At 63.7% G+C, this 18,383-nt stretch carries 17 protein-coding genes and 1 tRNA gene; 5 read left to right on the forward strand and 13 right to left on the reverse strand.

From position 1 onward, the window contains the following. Positions 1-39 precede the first annotated feature (39 nt). The 4 genes from ACEQZ0_RS02830 to hflX all read left to right on the forward strand — a co-directional run bounded on the left by ACEQZ0_RS02830 (position 40) and on the right by hflX (position 5,689). Positions 40-2,271 carry an ATP-binding protein gene (locus ACEQZ0_RS02830; protein WP_370188202.1) on the forward strand — a complete coding sequence of 744 codons (2,232 nt, stop codon included), beginning with the start codon at positions 40-42 and terminating at the stop codon, positions 2,269-2,271. A 6-nt stretch (positions 2,272-2,277) separates the two neighbouring features. Beyond that, positions 2,278-3,663: a sigma-54-dependent transcriptional regulator gene (locus ACEQZ0_RS02835; protein ID WP_370188204.1), complete on the forward strand. Its 1,386-nt coding sequence runs from the start codon at positions 2,278-2,280 to the stop codon at positions 3,661-3,663. A 167-nt stretch (positions 3,664-3,830) separates the two neighbouring features. Beyond that, positions 3,831-4,373 (forward strand): RNA chaperone Hfq, encoded by a 543-nt coding sequence (hfq, locus tag ACEQZ0_RS02840; protein ID WP_370188206.1) that lies wholly within the window; start codon positions 3,831-3,833, stop codon positions 4,371-4,373. Between the two features lie 17 nt (positions 4,374-4,390). Then, complete coding sequence (gene hflX, locus ACEQZ0_RS02845; protein WP_370188208.1) at positions 4,391-5,689, forward strand: GTPase HflX; 1,299 nt, start codon at positions 4,391-4,393, stop codon at positions 5,687-5,689. On the opposite strand, the gene mazG is transcribed toward hflX, so the two are convergent. The 10 genes from mazG to ACEQZ0_RS02895 form a co-directional block, all read right to left on the reverse strand. Next, positions 5,686-6,450, reverse strand: coding sequence for a nucleoside triphosphate pyrophosphohydrolase (gene mazG, locus ACEQZ0_RS02850; protein ID WP_370188210.1), 765 nt, complete (start codon positions 6,448-6,450; stop codon positions 5,686-5,688). The two genes, hflX and mazG, sit on opposite strands and share 4 nt — an antisense overlap. Positions 6,451-6,571: 121 nt before the next feature. Continuing rightward, positions 6,572-6,739 carry a hypothetical protein gene (locus ACEQZ0_RS02855; protein ID WP_370188212.1) on the reverse strand — a complete coding sequence of 56 codons (168 nt, stop codon included), beginning with the start codon at positions 6,737-6,739 and terminating at the stop codon, positions 6,572-6,574. After that, on the reverse strand, positions 6,736-7,503 hold the full coding sequence (locus ACEQZ0_RS02860) for an MBL fold metallo-hydrolase (RefSeq protein WP_370188214.1): 768 nt from the start codon (positions 7,501-7,503) through the stop codon (positions 6,736-6,738). Before ACEQZ0_RS02860 ends, ACEQZ0_RS02855 begins: the two co-directional genes overlap by 4 nt. Beyond that, a complete protein-coding gene (locus ACEQZ0_RS02865) occupies positions 7,500-8,276 on the reverse strand; it encodes a TatD family hydrolase (protein WP_370188216.1) in 777 nt (258 codons plus the stop codon). The genes ACEQZ0_RS02860 and ACEQZ0_RS02865 overlap by 4 nt, the downstream gene beginning before the upstream one ends. After that, on the reverse strand, positions 8,276-9,835 hold the full coding sequence (gene metG, locus ACEQZ0_RS02870) for a methionine--tRNA ligase (RefSeq protein ID WP_370188218.1): 1,560 nt from the start codon (positions 9,833-9,835) through the stop codon (positions 8,276-8,278). Before metG ends, ACEQZ0_RS02865 begins: the two co-directional genes overlap by 1 nt. Next, positions 9,828-10,781, reverse strand: coding sequence for a DNA polymerase III subunit delta' (locus ACEQZ0_RS02875; RefSeq protein ID WP_370188220.1), 954 nt, complete (start codon positions 10,779-10,781; stop codon positions 9,828-9,830). The genes metG and ACEQZ0_RS02875 overlap by 8 nt, the downstream gene beginning before the upstream one ends. After that, entirely contained in the window at positions 10,778-11,416 is a 639-nt protein-coding gene (gene tmk / locus ACEQZ0_RS02880; protein WP_370188221.1) for a dTMP kinase, read from the reverse strand. Before tmk ends, ACEQZ0_RS02875 begins: the two co-directional genes overlap by 4 nt. Continuing rightward, entirely contained in the window at positions 11,413-12,573 is a 1,161-nt protein-coding gene (locus ACEQZ0_RS02885) for a D-alanyl-D-alanine carboxypeptidase family protein (protein ID WP_370188223.1), read from the reverse strand. Before ACEQZ0_RS02885 ends, tmk begins: the two co-directional genes overlap by 4 nt. Positions 12,574-12,607: 34 nt before the next feature. Continuing rightward, positions 12,608-13,501: an SPOR domain-containing protein gene (locus ACEQZ0_RS02890; protein WP_370188224.1), complete on the reverse strand. Its 894-nt coding sequence runs from the start codon at positions 13,499-13,501 to the stop codon at positions 12,608-12,610. Positions 13,502-13,583: 82 nt separating this feature from the next. Next, on the reverse strand, positions 13,584-14,606 hold the full coding sequence (locus ACEQZ0_RS02895) for a lytic transglycosylase domain-containing protein (RefSeq protein WP_370188226.1): 1,023 nt from the start codon (positions 14,604-14,606) through the stop codon (positions 13,584-13,586). A 125-nt stretch (positions 14,607-14,731) separates the two neighbouring features. Here ACEQZ0_RS02895 and ACEQZ0_RS02900 point away from each other — a divergent pair. Then, positions 14,732-14,821, forward strand: a tRNA-Ser gene (locus ACEQZ0_RS02900). Between the two features lie 19 nt (positions 14,822-14,840). Here the strand turns inward: ACEQZ0_RS02900 and ACEQZ0_RS02905 are convergent. From ACEQZ0_RS02905 to ACEQZ0_RS02915, 3 genes are read right to left on the reverse strand one after another with little or no spacing between them, the layout of a single operon-like run. Continuing rightward, positions 14,841-15,566, reverse strand: a complete 726-nt coding sequence (locus ACEQZ0_RS02905) for an HAD family hydrolase (RefSeq protein WP_370188228.1) — start codon at positions 15,564-15,566, stop codon at positions 14,841-14,843. Continuing rightward, positions 15,563-16,489, reverse strand: coding sequence for an aminotransferase class IV (locus tag ACEQZ0_RS02910; RefSeq protein WP_370188229.1), 927 nt, complete (start codon positions 16,487-16,489; stop codon positions 15,563-15,565). Before ACEQZ0_RS02910 ends, ACEQZ0_RS02905 begins: the two co-directional genes overlap by 4 nt. A gap of 1 nt (position 16,490) precedes the next feature. Further along, on the reverse strand, positions 16,491-18,350 hold the full coding sequence (locus ACEQZ0_RS02915; RefSeq protein ID WP_370188230.1) for a cation:proton antiporter: 1,860 nt from the start codon (positions 18,348-18,350) through the stop codon (positions 16,491-16,493). Between the last annotated feature and the right edge of the window lie 33 nt (positions 18,351-18,383).

Consider the following 18,383-nt stretch of genomic DNA (forward strand, 5'->3'; position numbering starts at 1 on the left):
CTTGCATATCTGCAACAGTGCCGTTGTATGCGCGCCACGATGGCGACGAGCATAGCAGGAGCAAGGCGGCATACGCCGCGCTGGTGGCGCAGGTTCGTCGTAACTTCGCGAAGACAGAATGTCTTCGGCTACATCGAAGCTCTCGCGGCCGTCGCATTCCTGGTTATGGTTGTCAGCACCTGGGCGACCTTTACCAACGCCCCGCCCAATGGTGCATTGCTCCCTTCGCGGCAGGTTGCAGGACTGCTTATCGGTACGCTTATCCCGGCGATGGCCCTGCTGGTGTTGGCGGGTCGCCGGATCGCCTTGCGCCGCGCGGCAGGCAGCACGGCGCGCCTGCACGTCAGGCTGGTGTTCTTTTTCTCGATGATCGCTGCGGTTCCGACACTGCTCGTAGCCGGCTTCGCCGCCTTCCTCTTCCAGTCGGGGGTCGATTTCTGGTTTTCCGACGATTCGCGCGGACTGATGGAAAACGCCAACCGACTCGCCGAGGGCTATTACGAGGAAAACCAGCTCGATCTCGCCAATGAGACGATCTCGATGGCTATGGACATGCGCGCGATCCTCGGACGCGTGCAGGTGACCGATCCCAATTTCGCCCTCGTTTATCAGTATCAGGCCGAGCCGCGCGACGTGATCGAAAGTGCGATCCTGCAGGCCATGCCGGACAAGACGATGCGCACCGCTGTCGTTTATGGTCTCAGTGAAGACAGCGACCCACGCACTTTCGCGCAAGACTCGCTCGCCCAGCTTGCACGCGGCGAGCAGGTTGCGGTGCGCGGAAGCCCCGAACGGATCGAGGCGGTGGCTCCGATCGATCGCGACGCAGGGATCTACCTCTACACTGCGCGCAATGCCGAAGCCGGAAGCTTCAGGAGCTGGCAGACGGCGCGATCGATTTCGACCGCCTATGACGAGTTGACCAAGCGCGCCCGCGCGCTCCAACTGCGCTTCAACCTCGCGCTGTTCTTCGTTTCGTTGGCCCTGGTCGGGCTTGCCGTCTGGTTCGCGCTGCGCTTCGCGGATCGTCAGGTCGAACCTCTGACCGATCTCGTGGCCGCCGCGCGCAAGGTCGGTGCGGGCAATTTTGCCTTGCGCGTCGAGGGGCGGACAGGAGCCGACGAAATCGGCCTGCTCAACCGGGCCTTCAACCGCATGACCGCGCAGCTCGAGAAACAGACCGATGCGCTGCTGTCCGCCAATACCGAGCTCGAAGAGCGGCGCAGCTTCATGGAGGCGGTGCTCGAATCGGTGAGTGCGGGGGTCATTTCGGTGGACCGCGATCTCAACGTGCTGCTGATGAATGCGCGCGCCTACACCATGCTCGGCATCGAAGCCGAAGCGGGACACGAAGCCGACGCGCTCGACGATGTCGCCCCGCAAATCGGGGCGATGGTCCGCGCGGGGCTGGCTCAGGGCGTTATCTCGCACAGCCGCAACGGCGAACTACTGACCTTTGCAGTCAAGATCGGTCGCGAAAGCGACGGCCACGTGATCACCTTCGAAGACATTACCCGCCAGCTACTCGACCAGCGGCAGGCCGCCTGGTCCGACGTGGCTCGACGCATAGCGCACGAGATCAAGAACCCGCTGACCCCGATCCAGCTGGCCACCGAGCGACTCAGGCGCCGCTATCGCAAGCAGATCGAACAGGACGGCGAGCTGTTCGACGAATTGACCAGCACGATCGTCAGGCAGGTTGGCGACTTGCGTAAAATGGTCGACGAATTTTCCAGCTTTGCGCGTCTGCCGAAGCCTAGCTTTCGGCCCGAGGATGCACTCGATCTCGTCCGCCAGTCGCTGTTCCTTCAGGAGGTGGCACATCCCGACGTGGATTATCGCTTGCAGGCGCCCGAGAACGGTCCCCTGCGGATCCAATGTGACAGGCATCAGCTCGGCCAGGCGCTGACCAATACGCTCAAGAACGCCTATGAGGCGATCGAGGCGCAGGCGCAGTCGGCCGAACTCGATTACCGCGGCAAGATCCGCGTCGAGGTTGTTCCCGACGAGGAATTCGTGACCGTATCGGTTGAGGACAACGGGATCGGACTGCCGCAGGACCGCGTGAACATACTCGAGCCGTATGTGACGACACGGGAAAAGGGCACCGGGCTCGGGCTCGCGATCGTCAACAAGATCGTCGAGGAACACGGCGGGGAAATGACATTCACCTCGGTCGAGACCGGGGGCACGCGCGTGACGATGCGGTTTGCGCGCGATCCTCTTGCCGCGGCGAGCGGCGAGCAGGGCAGTTTGAAGACAGAAGGGTAGGGACGCATGGCGCTGGATATTCTCATCGTCGACGACGAACGCGACATTCGCGAACTCGTCGCGGGCGTGCTGAGCGACGAAGGGTATGATTGCCGCACAGCCGGGGACAGCACCTCGGCACTCGAGGCCGTCGACGAGAAACGTCCGAGCCTCGTGCTGCTCGACGTGTGGTTGCATGGCAGCCCGATGGACGGGCTCGAGGTACTCGACGCGATAAAGCTGCGCGAGCCCGATTTGCCGGTGATCATCTTTTCGGGTCACGGCAATATCGATACCGCGGTGAGCGCGGTCAGTCGCGGTGCGGTCGACTTCATCGAGAAGCCGTTCGAGGCCGAGCGCCTGTTGCATCTGGTCGAGCGCGCCACCGAAACCGAGCGCCTGCGCCGCGAGAATACGCGCCTGCGCGAGAACCTGGCGCAGGGCGACGAGTTTACGGGCAATTCGGCCGTCATCAACAATGTCCGCGCCACGCTCAAACGGGTCGCGGCCACGGGCAGTCGGGTTCTTATTACAGGGCCTGCCGGGGCCGGGAAGGAAGTCGCGGCGCGGCTCTTGCACAGCTGGAGTCAACGGGGCGACAAGGCGTTCGTCATCGTCAATTCCGCACGCATCACTCCCGAGCGTTTCGAGGAGGAACTGTTCGGCGAAGAGGCAGACGGCAAGCTGGTTCGGCCAGGCCTGCTCGAAACAGCGGATGGCGGAACGCTCTATCTCGACGAAGTGGCCGACATGCCGCTCTCTACCCAAGCCCGCATCTTGCGTGTCCTGACCGAGCAAAGCTTCGTCAGGGTCGGGGGGACCCGGCAAATCGGGGTCGACGTACGGGTGGTATCCTCTACCTCGCGAGATCTCGCCAAGGAGATGGAAGAGAAACGCTTCCGCGAAGACCTGTTCTATCGCCTCAACGTGGTGCCGGTGGAAGTTCCCTCGCTGGCCGAACGGCGCGATGACATCCCCGCCCTGGCCAACAGTTTTTTTGCCCGCTACGCCACCGAACAGGGCATAAGGCCGCCGACCATCAGCGACGAGGCGATGGCCGCGCTGCAGGCCTATGACTGGCCGGGCAATGTTCGCCAATTGCGCAATGTCGTCGAGCGGACGATCATCCTGACACCGCGCGAAGACCTCGAGCAGATCGAGGTCGACATGCTCCCCGAAGAGGTTCTCGGCGGGAAGCTGGGCGGGAACAGCGCCGTTGGTGCCATGATGGGAGCGCCCTTGCGCGAGGCACGCGAGAACTTCGAGCGCGAATATCTGACCGTCCAGATCCGCCGTTTTTCCGGGAACATTTCAAAGACTGCGACCTTTATCGGCATGGAGCGTTCAGCGCTTCACCGGAAGCTCAAGCTGCTCGGAATGGTCGAACGCAAGACTCCGGAGCGAAAGAACTGATACCGGAGGCCTAAAGTTACATATTGGAGCCGCAAATCAGGATAGCGTTGCGCTATTTGCGATTTTCTTCCACAATATAGAGGTTCGCGAGCAGTTGCGAACGCCATCGGACGTGGTGGGCGTCCAGATTGCGGCTCCGCTGGAGCCGCCAAGAACGGGAAAAAGACATGTCCGGCGAACGTACTCTCTCGGCACGGCCGCGTGCGAGACCGCCCGAAAGCGGTTCGGCCAACCGCCCTGCCAACCTGCAGGACGCTTTCCTCAACCTGCTACGCAAGAACAAGTCTCCGGTGACGATGTTTCTCGTCAAGGGCGTGAAGTTGCAGGGGATCGTGACCTGGTTCGACAATTTCTCGATCCTGTTGCGTCGCGACGGCCAGTCGCAACTGGTCTACAAACATGCGATCAGCACCATCATGCCCGCGCAGCCAATCGATACCGGCCAGTTCGCGAGCCAGGGATCGGGCGCCAAACAGCGTTTGCTGCAGGATGTTTTCCTGAGCCGGGTGCGCCAGGCGGAAGCGCAGGTGACCATGTTCCTCGTCAATGGGGTCATGCTCCAGGGACGGATCGCGGCTTACGATCTGTTCTGCATGCTGCTCGAGCGTGACGGCTACGTCCAGCTTGCCTACAAGCACGCTGTGTCGACGATCCAGCCGGCCACCCCAGTCGATCTGACCGAGGACTGGGAAGAAGAGTCCGACAACTGAGCTTCGACGATGATTTGATGGGCGAGGTGTCGCGCGGGGCGCGGGCGCTGGTCGTGTGCCCGGACATCCGCGGGGTCGCCTACGATCTCGATGCACAGTCGCGCCTGGCAGAAGCCGAAGGCTTGGCGCTGGCGATCGGTATGGTCATCGCCGAGAGTTTCGTGCTGCCGGTGCGCGACGTGCGCCCCAATCTGCTGTTCGGCGCGGGCCAGGTGGAGAACATCCGTATCGCGTGCGAGCAGAACGAGGCCGAACTCGTCGTCGTCGACGGTGCGCTGACCCCGATCCAGCAGCGCAATCTCGAGGACAAGCTTGCGCGCAAGGTGATCGACCGCACCGGTCTGATCCTCGAGATATTCGGTGAACGTGCGGCCACTGCCGAGGGGCGCCTCCAGGTCGAACTGGCCCATCTCGATTACCAGCAGAGCCGCCTGGTGCGCAGCTGGACCCACCTCGAGCGACAGCGCGGCGGTTTCGGCTTCCTCGGCGGCCCCGGCGAAACGCAGATCGAAGCCGACCGGCGGATGATCCGCCAGCGCATGGGGCGCTTGCGCAAGGAGCTGGAACAGGTCCGCAAGACCCGCGGCCTCCACCGCGAGCGCCGCGAACGCGCACCATGGCCGGTGGTCGCGCTGGTCGGATATACCAATGCCGGAAAGTCGACGCTGTTCAACCGCTTGACCGGTGCCGGCGTAATGGCCGAGGACCTGCTCTTCGCCACGCTCGATCCGACGATGCGCGCGATCGCGCTGCCGGGGGTCGAGAAGGCGATTCTGTCGGATACGGTCGGCTTTATTTCCGACCTTCCAACACAGCTTGTCGCCGCCTTTCGCGCCACGCTCGAGGAAGTCACTTCCGCCGACGTAATCTGCCACGTGCGCGATATTTCCAATCCCTCGACCGGCGCCCAGAAGGCCCAAGTGCTCGAAGTGCTGCGCGACCTGGGCGTGATCGAGGGAGAGGAGGGCGCATCGTCGATCCCGATCCTCGAAATCTGGAACAAGTGGGACCAGCTTGCGCCCGAGGATGCAGACGAGCTGGCCAAACAGGTTGCAGCCGATGACGACATCGTCGCCCTGTCGGCCCTGAGCGGAGAAGGGATCGACAGTCTGCTCGAGCGGCTCGGGGAAATGCTGACGCGCAATGCCGCTCTGCGGACCTTCGAAGTGGCGGCCACCGATGGGCGCCGAATTGCCTGGCTCCACGCACATGGCGAAGTGATCGAAGACATCGAAGCCGGGGAGGGAGGGGCCAAGCGGCTCATCACCGTACGGCTCAATCCCAAGGAACTGGGGCAGTTCGAGGCCCTGTCCTAGCCGATGTCGCCTTTGGCCCGTTGCCAGTACCGCTCCTGCGCGTCGAGATCGAGCGCGGAAAATTCTTGACCGTCGGTCTTAGCGAGACGCTCCATCATCCTGAATCGTCTTTCGAATTTCGAATTTGATGCGCGGAGGGCCTGTTCGGGGTCGACGCCATAACGGCGGATGATGTTGACGACGACGAAGAGCACGTCGCCCGCTTCCATCAACCGTTCTTCATCGCTTTCGGCCGCTTCCAGCTCGGCGAGTTCCTCCTCGAGCTTGGCGAGCGGCCCCGTGACGTCATGCCATTCGAATCCGACCCGAGCGGCCCGTTTCTGGAGCTTGTGCGAGCGGAGCAGTGCCGGCAACGCCTGCGCAATGCCATCCATCGCGCCGGTGGCTCCCGTTGCTTCGCGCTCGGCCGCCTTCAGATCTTCCCAGCGGCCATCTTCCATGACGCCGCCTTCATCGCCGAAGATATGCGGGTGGCGAGCTTCCATCTTGTCGGCGATATGACGGGCGACATCCTCGAAGGCGAAGTGGCCGGCTTCTTCCGCCATCCGGGCGTGGAAAACGACCTGGAACAAAAGGTCGCCGAGCTCGCCGCGCAGATCGTCCATGTCGCCACGGTCGATTGCATCGGCGACTTCGTAAGCCTCTTCGATGGTGTAAGGGGCGATGGTGGAAAAGTTCTGCGCCGTGTCCCACTCGCAACCCGTTTGCGGATCGCGCAGTCGCGCCATGATCGTGAGAAGGCGGTCGGTCTGGTCTGACATCGGCAGAGCCTAGCGCGGGGCGATGGGCCCCGAAAGGCGGTGTTAGCGGCGATCCCCACGTTTCAACTTCGAGTGCGATAATATATATTATGTTAAATTAGGAGTGGCTCGGTTCTTCGCCTCAGCGGACCATATCGATGAAAAGGATCACCACCGCGAAAATCCCGGCCCATGCTCCAGCCAGGAAGAATCCCCTTTTCCAGCCAACGTCGCGCGCCCGGAAACCGGCTCCGACCAAAATCAGGAAACCCACCAGCGAGATGAACGAAACGATTTGGTGTTCGCTCATGCCGTCATTTCCAATCCGTCATAACCGACCTCGATATGATCGGGCACTTCGGCACGGAGACTGCGATAGTCCATGCTCTTGTCCAGATGCGTCAGGACCGCCCGGCGTACCTTGGCCTTGCGCGCCAGGTCGAGCGCCATGTCGAGATGCGCATGCGTCGGATGCGGCCGGCGGCGAAGGCAATCGACGACGAGAATGTCGGCTCGTTCGAAACAACGGACCATCGCCGGCGTGATTTCACTGAAATCGGTCGCATAGACGATCGACTTGCCGTCGGCCTCGAACCGGAAGCCCGTGCTTGTAACCGGTCCGTGCGGCATTTCGACATGATCGAAGGAGAACCCCGCAACCAGTTGGGCTTCGGTAATATCTTTCAGTCCTACGATAGTAGGATAGCCGAACTGGCCCTCGAACACATAGTCGAAGCGCCTCCGCAGCCTTTCGCAGGTAATCTTGCTGGCGAAGCCCGGGAGCGGGTTCGAGCGGTCATAGCGCATCACGCGCAAATCATCGATGCCATGGCAATGGTCGGCATGGTCATGCGTCCAGAACACCGCGTCGACCTTGTCGATGCCGTTCGCGAGCAGCTGCGCACGCAAGTCGGTAGAGGTATCGACGAGGATCTTTTGCCCCGCATCGTTTTCAACGATGATCGACACGCGGCTGCGGCGGTTGCGCGGTTCATGCGGATCGCATTCGCCCCAGTCATCTCCGATCCGCGGGACCCCGGTCGAGGTACCCGAGCCGAGCATCAGCAACTTCACGCTGCCGCCTTGCCGAAGAGCGTATAGAAATTTTGCGTGGTATAGCGTGCGAGCTCGCCGAGCGGCTCCGACCTCAGATCGGCGATGAATTGCGCGGTATCGCGCACGAAGCCGGGCTCGCACGGTTTGCCGCGATGTGGAACGGGGGCGAGAAACGGACTGTCGGTTTCGATGAGCAGCCGGTCCTGCGGGATCTCCCTGGCGAAATCCTGCAATTCACGCGCGCTCTTGAAGGTGACGATGCCCGAGATCGACACCGACAGACCCAGATCGAGCACCTGCCTGCCGAACTCGGCCGAGGCAGTAAAACAGTGGATCAGTGCGGGAAAAGCCCCCTTCCCCAGCTCGTCCTCGAGAATCGCCAGCGTATCCTCTTCGGCATCGCGCGTGTGGATGATGACAGGCAGCTGCACTTCGCGCGCCACATCGATGTGAAGCCGGAACAGACGCTGCTGCGCCGCGCGATCCGAATGCTCGTAGTAGTAGTCGAGCCCTGTTTCGCCGATGCCGATCACCTTGGGATCGCGCGTCGCCTCGAGCAATTCCTCCCGCGTGAGGTCGAGGTGGTCATCCGCATTGTGCGGGTGGATGCCGACGCTGGCAAAGACGTCGTCTTCGGAGCGCGCAGTTCCGACGACCTGCGTCCATTCGGCGCGCTTCGTTGAGATATTGAGGAAGGCCTCGATTCCTGCCTCGCGCGCTCGATCGAGGGCCGCCGCCTGATCGTCGACCAGGCCATCGTATTCAAGGTGACAATGGCTGTCGACCAGCATCAGGCCGGCTCCTCCCTCGGGAGTTCGAGCCGCGGGAAAACCGGCGTCGGCTTGTCGATCGCGTGGCCTGCGGCGACCAGCGCGGCGAACCAGCCGGCATCGGCGAGGTCGGCATAGGTCCGGCCCTCTGCGCTCACTCCAAGCTGGTCGAGTACGGCAGCGGCCTTTTCAGGCACCACGGGCTGGATGGCGATGGCGAGATCGCGAATGGCGATGAACAGCGTCTGGAGCACGGCCTTCATCCGCTCCGGATCGGATTTCTTGAGTGCCCAGGGGGCCTGTTCGTCGACATAGGCATTGCAGGCATAAACGGCTTTGAGCCAGGCTTCGATCCCGACCGAGAAGGCCAGCTGCTCGAATTCGCGCGGCAATGTTTCGGCGCAAGCCCCGGTCACCGTCGCGAGCAGCTGCTTGTCGTCACCCGAAGGTTCGAAAGCCTCGAGCTTGCCATCCATGTTCTTGGAGATCATCGAAAGCGTCCTCTGCGCAAGGTTGCCGAAGCTGTTCGCCAGTTCGGCATTGACCTTGTTTACAAGCGCTTCTGCCGAATAGCTGCCATCCTGCCCGAAGGTGACTTCGGCGAGCAGGAAATAGCGCAGCGCATCGACCCCGAAACGGTCTGCCAAATCCATCGGATCGGTCACATTGCCGAGCGATTTGGATTCCTTGACTCCGCGATTGAGCAGGAAACCGTGACCAAAAACCTTCTTCGGCAGCGGCAGGTCCGCGCTCATCAGGAATGCCGGCCAGTAGATCGTGTGGAAGCGAACGATGTCCTTGCCGATCAGGTGCAGGTCGGCAGGCCAGTACTTGTCCCACAGTTCGCCGCCATCGGGATAGCCGACACCGGTGATGTAGTTGGTCAGCGCATCGACCCAGACATACATCACATGGTCGTCGCTTCCCGGCACCTTGACGCCCCAGTCGAAGCTGGTGCGGCTGACCGAAAGGTCCTGCAATCCGCGTTCGACGAAGGCGACCATTTCGTTGCGCCGGCTTGCCGGCTCGAGGAAGCCCGGTGTGTTCAGCAGTTCGAGCAGCGGTTCGGCATAGTTTGAAAGGCGGAAGAACCAGGTTTCTTCCTCGGTCCATTCGACCGGCGTGCCCTGCGGGGAGAGCTTTTCCCCGCCCTCGCCCTCGACCAGCTCCTTTTCGTCGTAATAGGCTTCGTCGCGGACCGAGTACCAACCTTCGTACCGATCGAGATAGAGATCGCCCTTTGCCTCCATCGCCTTCCAGATGGCTCGGCTTGCGCGGTGGTGGTCGGCATCCGTGGTTCGAATGAATCGGTCATAGGAGATGTTCAGTACATCGAACAATTCCCTGAAATATCCGGACATCTCATCGGCGAGTTCGCGCGGGGTCTTACCCAACTCGCGCGCCTTTTGCGCCATTTTCAAGCCGTGCTCATCGGTCCCGGTCTGGAAACGCACGTCGCGTCCGCGCAGGCGCTGGAAACGGGCGAGTACGTCGGCAGCGATCGTCTCGTAGGCATGGCCGATGTGCGGCCGGCCGTTGGGATAGTGGATCGCGGTGGTAAGGTAATAGGGTTCAGCCATCGGCCCGCTCGCTAGCGGTAGCCGCCTTGGCGAGCAAGGTGCCGATTTCCATCGCAAGCAATCCGGCGTCGAAATTGTAGGTCGGCTGCTCGGCCGTGAGCCGCACCAATTCGCTATGCGTGTCGATGATCGGGCGTGGATCGCCGGGCACGAGATCGAGGCGCTGCGCCACCACGGATCGAGCGAGTTCGAGGATCGCCCGTATCCTGTTGCGATCGGGCCGCGCGCCGATCAGCCCGGCGAGTGTGCCCCGGAGGTGAAAATCGGGATCGCCGCGATCAAGGATAAGGCCCATGGCCTGGGCGACCTTGCCCAGTTCCAACTCGACGAACTCCAGCGCGGCACCGGGCGAGCCGGCAGCGGCAACGATCGCCGCCGCGCGTGTCGCATCGTCCGCACCGGGCGCCATCTTGCCCAGCAGGCGGTCCATCTCGCCGTCGGAAACGGTTGGAAAACGCAGCACCCGACAGCGCGAGCGGATCGTCGGCAGGAGCCGTGCAGGACTATGCGCCACGAGCAGGAAATACGTGCCCCGTGGTGGTTCTTCGAGGCTCTTGAGCAGGGCGTTGGCCGCATTGCGTTCGAGATCGTCGGCCGGGTCGATGATGATCGCCCGCTTGTCACCCAGCGTCGGCCTTGTACCTAGACGGGCCTGCATTGCGCGGATCTGTGCAATGCGGATACTGCGGGCGAGTTCGAACGGCTTGCCGTCGGTGCGTTTGCGCTCTTCCTTGTCGTCCTTGGGGCCGTAGGTCAGCGTCACGATATCGGGATGGAGCCCGTTGTCGCCAGGGGCGGCGCCGACCAGTTCGCGCGCCGCCGCCTGGGCGAAGCTTGCCTTGCCCACCCCACGCCGTCCAGCGAGCAGCCAGGCGTGGTGCATCCGCTCCCCCGCCATCGCCTTGCGCCACTCGCGCCAGGCCGCCTCATGACCAAGCAGGCTCATCTCGGCACGGCCAACAAGCGCGCCGCTGCAGCAACGACGCGGCGGTGCACCTCATCGATCGAGCCGGCGCCGTCGACCACCGCGAACCGCTCTGGTTCCGAGCGTGCGAATTCGAGGAAAGAGGCGTTGACCCGCGCGTGATACTCGGCCGCCCGGCCTCCAATGGCGTCGCTGCAGTCGCCATCGCGTTGGACGAGGCGCTCGGCGGCGGCTGCGGCCGGCGCGTCGATCACGATGGTGAGATCGGGCAGAAGACCCGCACTGCCGATAGCGTGCAGCGCCCGCACACCTTCGTCACCCAGTCCACCGGCAATGCCCTGATAGGCACGGCTCGAATCGAGAAACCGATCGCAGAGGACCCATGCCCCTCGGTCCAGCGCGGGTCGGATCCGGCGCGCCACATGGTCGGCGCGTGCGGCGGCGAAGAGCAGGGCTTCGGCTTCGAGGGTCCATCCATCGCCGGGTGGCGCCAGCAACAAGGCGCGGATCGCCTCGGCGCCCGGTGTTCCGCCCGGCTCGCGGGTCAGGACGACTTCCCTACCCTGTTCGCGAAGCATATCGGCGAGCAGCCGCGCCTGGGTCGATTTCCCCATGCCCTCCCCGCCCTCGAAGGCGATGAAACGTCCCTTGCTCACGTTACCCAGCTCCGCAGGGCATTGAACACACGCTGCACCGCGGTCGCCTCGAGCACTTCCTCGCGCGCGACCAGCGGCACGCGATGCTCGGGCATGCCATCTATCTCAACGATCAGCTCGGCCACTTGCTCACCCTTGGCGATAGGCGCCTGCAAGGGGCCCTCATAGCGCAAGGTGAGCGTAACCCGTGGATCTAGCCCCTTGGGCACCGATATCCGTACCGGTCCACGCGCGGCTAGATCGACCTTCGAAACGCCGCCCTGCTGGACCCTCGCGCTGGCAATGCGAGCGCCATCCGCGAACAGCGTCCGCGTGTCGAAATTGTCGAACCCCCATTCGATGAAGCTGCGCGCAGCACGGTTGCGGGCGCGGCCGGTCGGGCTCGCGGCCACGACCATGATCAGCCGCCTGCCATTTCGCTTGGCCGACCCCAGAAAACCATAACCAGCCTGGTTGGTGAACCCGGTCTTTATCCCGTCTGCTCCCGGCACGACCCCTGAAATGGGATCGTGATTGCGCTGCTCGATGCCGTTGTATTTGAGGCCCGTGGCCCCGACGAAGTGGCGGTATTTCGACGGATGGCGGGTAATCATGGCGCGCGCCAGCGTACCGAGATCGCGCGCCGTTACGAAGGTCCTGCCCTCGTCCATCCAGCCGTTGGCCGTCCCGTAATGCGAATTGGCCATCCCGATCTCGCGCGCCTTGGCATTCATCGCGGCAACCCAGTCCTCGACCGTGCCTGCCGCGCCCTCGGCGAGCACGACGGCGCCATCGTTGGCGGAAACGGTGGTGACACCGTGGAGGAGATCGTCGACCGTGACCCGCGCATCGGCGGGCAGGAACATGGTCGATCCCTTGCGGTGCCAGCGCCGGAAGGTCTCGGGGCGGACGCCATAGACCTGTTGCGGGAAAAGCCGTCCCTCTTCCATCCATTCGAAGGCGAGGAAGGTCGTCATCACTTTCGTGATCGAGGCCGGCATGAACCGGCGATCCACATCGCGCTGGAAGAGGACCTGCCCGCTCGACGCATCGAGCATGTAGGCAATCGGTGCATCCTCTTCGCTGGGGATCGAAGGAGCGATCGATGCTTTCGCGCCGAGCGGAGAGGTAAAGGATATGGCAGCCAGGCCAACCAGCGAAATCAGACAGTTACGCAATTGTGCTCCCGTGCCGGGCGGGAGCCGCGGCGTGTCAGTCGAGTGTTTTTATCAAGGCGTCGCTATAACCGCGCTCACGCAGCTTGGCGAGCGCCTCCTCGGCCTGTCCACGGGTTGCGAAGGGCCCGACCCGCACAATCGCAAGCGAGCCGCTGTCCTCGACGTAGCCCTGGATTTCGCGCGCCAGCCGATCGGCATTGGCGCGAACCGCAAATGCACCGAGCTGGACCGCGAATCTTCCGTCGGATGCGGGCTGTACCATCACCGGTGCCGGGGTTGGCCCCCCTTCGTAGGCGCGCGGCAATTCAGGGCCGCCCGGGCGCTCTGCCGGCGGTGGCGAGACCTGCTCCGCTGGATCTACTGGCTCTTGGCTCACGGCAGCCTCCTCGTTCGGATCGAGCCTGGCGATCGGTCCCGGGATGGGAACAGTACCGCTCACTTCGGCCTGCCGCGGATCGCCGAGCGGAGCGGAGCCCCGCTCAGGAAGACGTCTTTTCAGCACTTCGAGCAGCCCCTGCGGTGTGTCCATCCGCGGCGGAGCTTCCCGCCCGGCGCGCAGTTCGGCGCGTTGTTCTTCGGGCGGGTTGACCCGCCGCATGCGGATCGGAGCGCTTTCGCCGACTCCCAACTGCGCGAGCGCGGCACTGGAAAGACCGAGCAGACGGTCGTTCGTCATCGGTCCCCGCCGCTCCAGCCGGACGAGGATGGTGCGTCCGGTATCGAGCGCGGTAACCTCGACATAGCTAGGAAGTGGCAATGTTGGGTGCGAACCGGTCACTCCCACGGCGTTCTCGTCTACAGTCACATAGCCGACGCGATCGTAGTTCAAGGTATCGACCGGCGTGTAGACAACCCCGTCGATTGTATACGGATCGCCGATGACCACGGGATAGTCCGCAGCAGGCCCGTTCGCCTGTGGGGGGGACACGGCAGGCGATGCAGGCTGGGCCGTGCTCGCGCAGGCCCCAAGGGTGAGGAGCCCACATCCCGAAAAGGCAATAGCGAGAACCCTAATTGGCAATTTCATCGGCCAGCAGCCCCACACTCATCGCATAATAGTTCGAGCAGTTGTATTCCAGAATGACCCGATAATTCGAAGTTAACAACCAGGCGGGGGTGCCCGCTCCGTCAGGCTGGAACAGCGTTGCCAGCACATCGTCGCCCAGGGCCCGTTGGGGTTGAACGCCGAGCGAACGCCATTCGCGCACGGTCTTGTAGGCACTGTGTCGTTCGTGAACCCGCGGGCAGGTCGGCGCGACGATCCGCGTGCGATAGGCGGAGACGTCGAATCCGGATGGCACGCTGGCGCGTACGCCCCAGGGCAGGCCTTCGCGCCAACCGGCATCGCGGAAATAATTGGCGATCGAGGCCAGCGCGTCGGCGCCATTGTTCATGATGTCGGCGCGCCCATCGCCATTGCCATCGGCGGCGAGCCGGAGATAGACCGAGGGGAGGAATTGCGGATTGCCGAAAGCCCCTGCCCAGCTCCCTTTCAATTCGCTGCGCGCATAGCCCTTGTCGGCAACCTTCATCAGCGCCACCCACTCGCTGGCGAACAGCTCGCGGCGACGCCCTTCCCAGGCGAGCGTGGCGAGTGCTTGCGACAGGTCGAACCCGCCCTTGACCGCGCCATAGGCCGTCTCATGGCCCCAGATCGCCACAAGAATCTCGCCGGGTACGCCATATTCGCGTTCGATCGCCCGGATCACACCCGACCAATTGGCGCGGGCAGAGCGGCCACCGGATATCCGTGCAGCATCGACATGCGAGGCGATATAGGGCGCCAGGGGCGGATACCCGCTGCCGCTCGACGATCCGGGCTGGTTTCGATCGAGCGATATGACGCGCTGATTGGGTTCGAGCCCGGAGGTCATGCGCGCAAGCGTTGCCTCGCTGACACCTTCGGCGCGCGCGCGGGCGATGAGCAGCTGGAGATAGGCATCGAATCCGAGATTGGATTGCGCCTGCGCGGGAACGGCAGGAAGCGAAAGGGCCAGTACCCCGAGGGCGGCGAAGAAGCGTCGAAAAATCATTGCGTAATTGTCGCAGAGCGAAGCTGAACGGCAAGTGTCATTCGTCTTTTACCATGCACCACCCGTCGGCGTTCCCGGAAATGCGTGACAAGATCGGACGGAAGGACTAGCTAGCCCGCGCTCGCGGAGAGGTGGCAGAGCGGTTGAATGCACCGGTCTTGAAAACCGGCAAGGGTGCAAGCCCTTCGTGGGTTCGAATCCCACCCTCTCCGCCAGCACGCATGGTTCGGGCGCCTAGGTGAGGGCGTAGCGCCTGAGCGCTTCGTAATCGTCACGGCAGGCCTCGGCCACGCGTGCATGCTCGCCCTCGAGGTGCGGGAGCTCGCCCGGCGCAGGCGCGAAACCGGTCGAGGCATTGACGCGATCGTACCAGTGTTGCCCCCACATCCCGTCCTCGGCATGCGGCCCCATCGCCCAGCAGAGCATGGCAGGATCCCAATCGATCGCGAGGCCATCGCACAGCCGGGCCAAAACACCGGTCGGGTCGGCGAGAATATCGTCCGAATCGACAACCGGCGGGATCACCCCGGTCCGCCCCACCTCGGCGTCGAAATAGGCGCGCATTTGCGCAAAGCCGAGCATAGCCGGTTCGCGCAGCTCGTTCTTTTCGCGATAGCTGGCCACCACCCTCTCCGGAGCACGAATGAGGAAGGCGTGGCGATGGTCGGGCATATCGGCGATCGAGACGGGACCGACCATGTGATGCGGCATATGCTTCTGGTACCAGATCGGCTCGCTCCGGGGCGGATCGCTCGACTGCGTACGGAGTACCGAATGCCAATCGCAGTCCATGTCGGCGATCGTTTCGGTCGCCATCGGATGCCGTTCGCCCGTCGTCTTGAGGAAGCAGCCATAGAAGGGCTCGTCCGATACGGCGCAATCGGCCCGCGCCCCGAAGCTGCGCATCATAGCGGTCGAGATGTTGCGCGGCCCCGACCACATGGCGATACGGATGGTCACGGCCGGTTTCTCCCCTCGACGTCGCTTGCCAACCGTTGGAGATAGAGCTGTTGCAGGCGCTCCACCATCGGCCCCCGTTCGCTGCCAAGCACCCGCCCGTCCAACGATCCGACCGGCGCGACTCCCGCAAACGTACCGGTGGTGAACGCCTCGTCCGCGCCATAGGCGTGGGTGAGCGAGAAGTTGCGTTCGCGCACGGTGATACCGGCTTCGCGCGCTACTTCGATCACCACGCCGCGCGTGATCCCGTCGAGGCAGTAATCGCCGCTCGAGGTCCAGATCTCGCCGTCCCTGACGATGAAGAAGTGGGTCGAGTTGCAGGTCGCGACGAAACCGTGCGGATCGAGCATCAGCCCCTCGTCGGCGCCCGCCTGTGCCGCCTGGATGCAGGCAGTGATGCAGTTCAATTTGCTGTGCGAATTGAGCATCGGGTCCTGTACGTCGGGATAGCCGCGGCGGACGTGGACGGTCGCGAGCTTGAGCATGCGCGTTGCGGTTTCGGGCGCGGGCTCCTTCCACTCGGGGATGATCACCACGGTCGCGGGCGTCACCACAACGCGCGGGTCCTGGTAGGGAGTCGAACGGATGCCGCGCGTCACCATCAGCCGGATATGGACGCCGTCGCCATGCATACCGTTGGCGTCGAGCACGGCGTAAAGCCGCCGCTCCATTTCCTCGCGGGTGATCCCGACATCCATGTGCATCGCCTTGGCACCGCGCCACAATCGGTCGAGATGACGGTCGAGGAAGGCGAGCCGTCCACAATGCAGGCGGATGCCTTCCCACACGCCGTCGCCGAGCATGAAACCGCTGTCGAAGACGCTGATCTTCGCCTCGGGCCGCACGCAATGCTCGCCATTGATGTCGATCAGCACCGAGGCGTTGCGGTCGTCGGGGAGGTAGAGATGCGTGCCCTGAGTCACCTCAGCGCCCCCTCGCCGCGATCTCGTCCATCGCGTCGCGCAGCTTCGGATCCCATTCGGCCTTCAACTCCCTGATCTTGGCGAGGAGGTCCTCGTTCTCGTAGGGAGGGATGTCGAGCCGGTAGACATCGGCGATCTCGCGCATCGAGGTTCGGTCCATTTCCTCCCATGCATCGACCATCGCGGTAGCCGCCTGGCGGTCGTTTCCGAGTGCCTCGTAGACCGAGCGGCCCATGCGCAGCGCGCTGTCGTAGGTCTCGCGGACGATGTCGCGGCACCCCATCGCCCACAGGTGGTAGACATGGTCGCGGTCCTTGGCGCGCGCGACCACATGGAGCTTGGGGAAGTTGGTGCAGGCATAGCGCACGAGCTTGTCGATCTGCTCGCGCTCGTCGAGCGCGACGACCAGGATGCGCGCGCGTTCGATGCCCGCGCTCGCGAGCAGGTCGGGCCTTGTGGCATCGCCGTAATAGGTGGTGATGCCGAACTTCTTGAGGTTCTCGAGATGCTGGCTGTTGTAGTCGATCACCGTCGCGCGGTGCCCGGCGGCATCGAGCATGCGGTCGACGATCCCGCCCACGCGGCCCCGCCCGGCGATGATGATCGGGTTCTCCTCGTCGATCGTGTCCGCCTCGTCGGGGGCCTGCCCCGCGTAATAGGCATGCGCGATCAGCTTGTCGTAGAGGATGAACAGCAATGGCGTGACGAGCATCGAGAGCGCCACGATCAGCAGCAGCTGGTCGGCGAAACCTTGGTCGAACACGGCATTGCCGACCGCGAAGGCGATCAGGACGAAGGCGAACTCGCCCGCCTGCGGGAGGCTGAGGCAGAACAGCCACAAGGCCTGCCTGCGAAGGCCATAAAGCCAGCCGACTACCAGCAGCACGGCCATCTTCGCGGCTATCGTGACCGCGGCCCAGAACACCACCGAGCCCCAGATCGTGCTCGCCAGTTCGAAGTCGATCCCCGCGCCGACGGTGATGAAGAACAGGCCGAGCAGCAGCCCCTTGAACGGGTTGATGTCGCTTTCGAGCTCGTGACGGTACTCGCTGGTCGCCAGCACCACGCCGGCGATGAAGGCGCCCAGCGCGGGCGAGAGGCCGACCAGCGACATCAGCAGCGCGATGCCGATGACCACCACCAGCGCGGCCGCTGTGAAGAGTTCGCGGAGATTGGCTTTGGCGATGTAGCGGAACAGCGGACGGATCGCGAAGATGCCGAGCGCGACCACCGCCGCGACCGCGCCGACGCGCGTCACCCCGGCGAGCCAGCCGCTCATATGGGCGGTCAGGTCGATGCCGGCATGGGCGCCCTCGCCCCCGGCAGCCGCCGCAGCGCCCCCGAGCTCGGGCAGGGCGAGGAGCGGGATCAGCGCGAGGATCGGGATGACCGCGACGTCCTGCACCAGCAGCACCGAGAAGCTGGCCTCGCCGCCCTCGGTCTTGAGCAGGCCCTTCTCGGTCAGCGTCTGGACGATGATCGCGGTCGAGCTGAGTGCGAGAACCATGCCGATCGCCAGCGCGGTCTGCCAGGGCTGGCGGTCGAGCAACGCGATGCCTGCGATCACCAGCGTGGTCAGCAGCACCTGCCCGCCGCCGAGCCCGGCGAGCTTGCCGCGCATCGCCCACAGCCGCTTGGGTTCGATCTCGAGCCCGATGATGAACAGCATCATTACCACGCCGAATTCGGCGAAGACCTGCAGCGCCTCGACATTGACGTTGAGCGAGGCAAGCAGCGGCGATATCGCCATGCCCGCGAGCAGGTATCCGAGCACCGAGCCGAGCCCGAACCGGCTCGCCAGCGGCACCGCCACCACCCCCGCGACGAGGATGAGGAAGGCGAGGATCAGGAAGCCGGTCATTGGTCTCTCGCCCCTCCCCTATTCCTGGCGTCG

It is taken from the genome of Qipengyuania sp., from assembly GCF_964227205.1.
Classification (GTDB): domain Bacteria; phylum Pseudomonadota; class Alphaproteobacteria; order Sphingomonadales; family Sphingomonadaceae; genus Qipengyuania.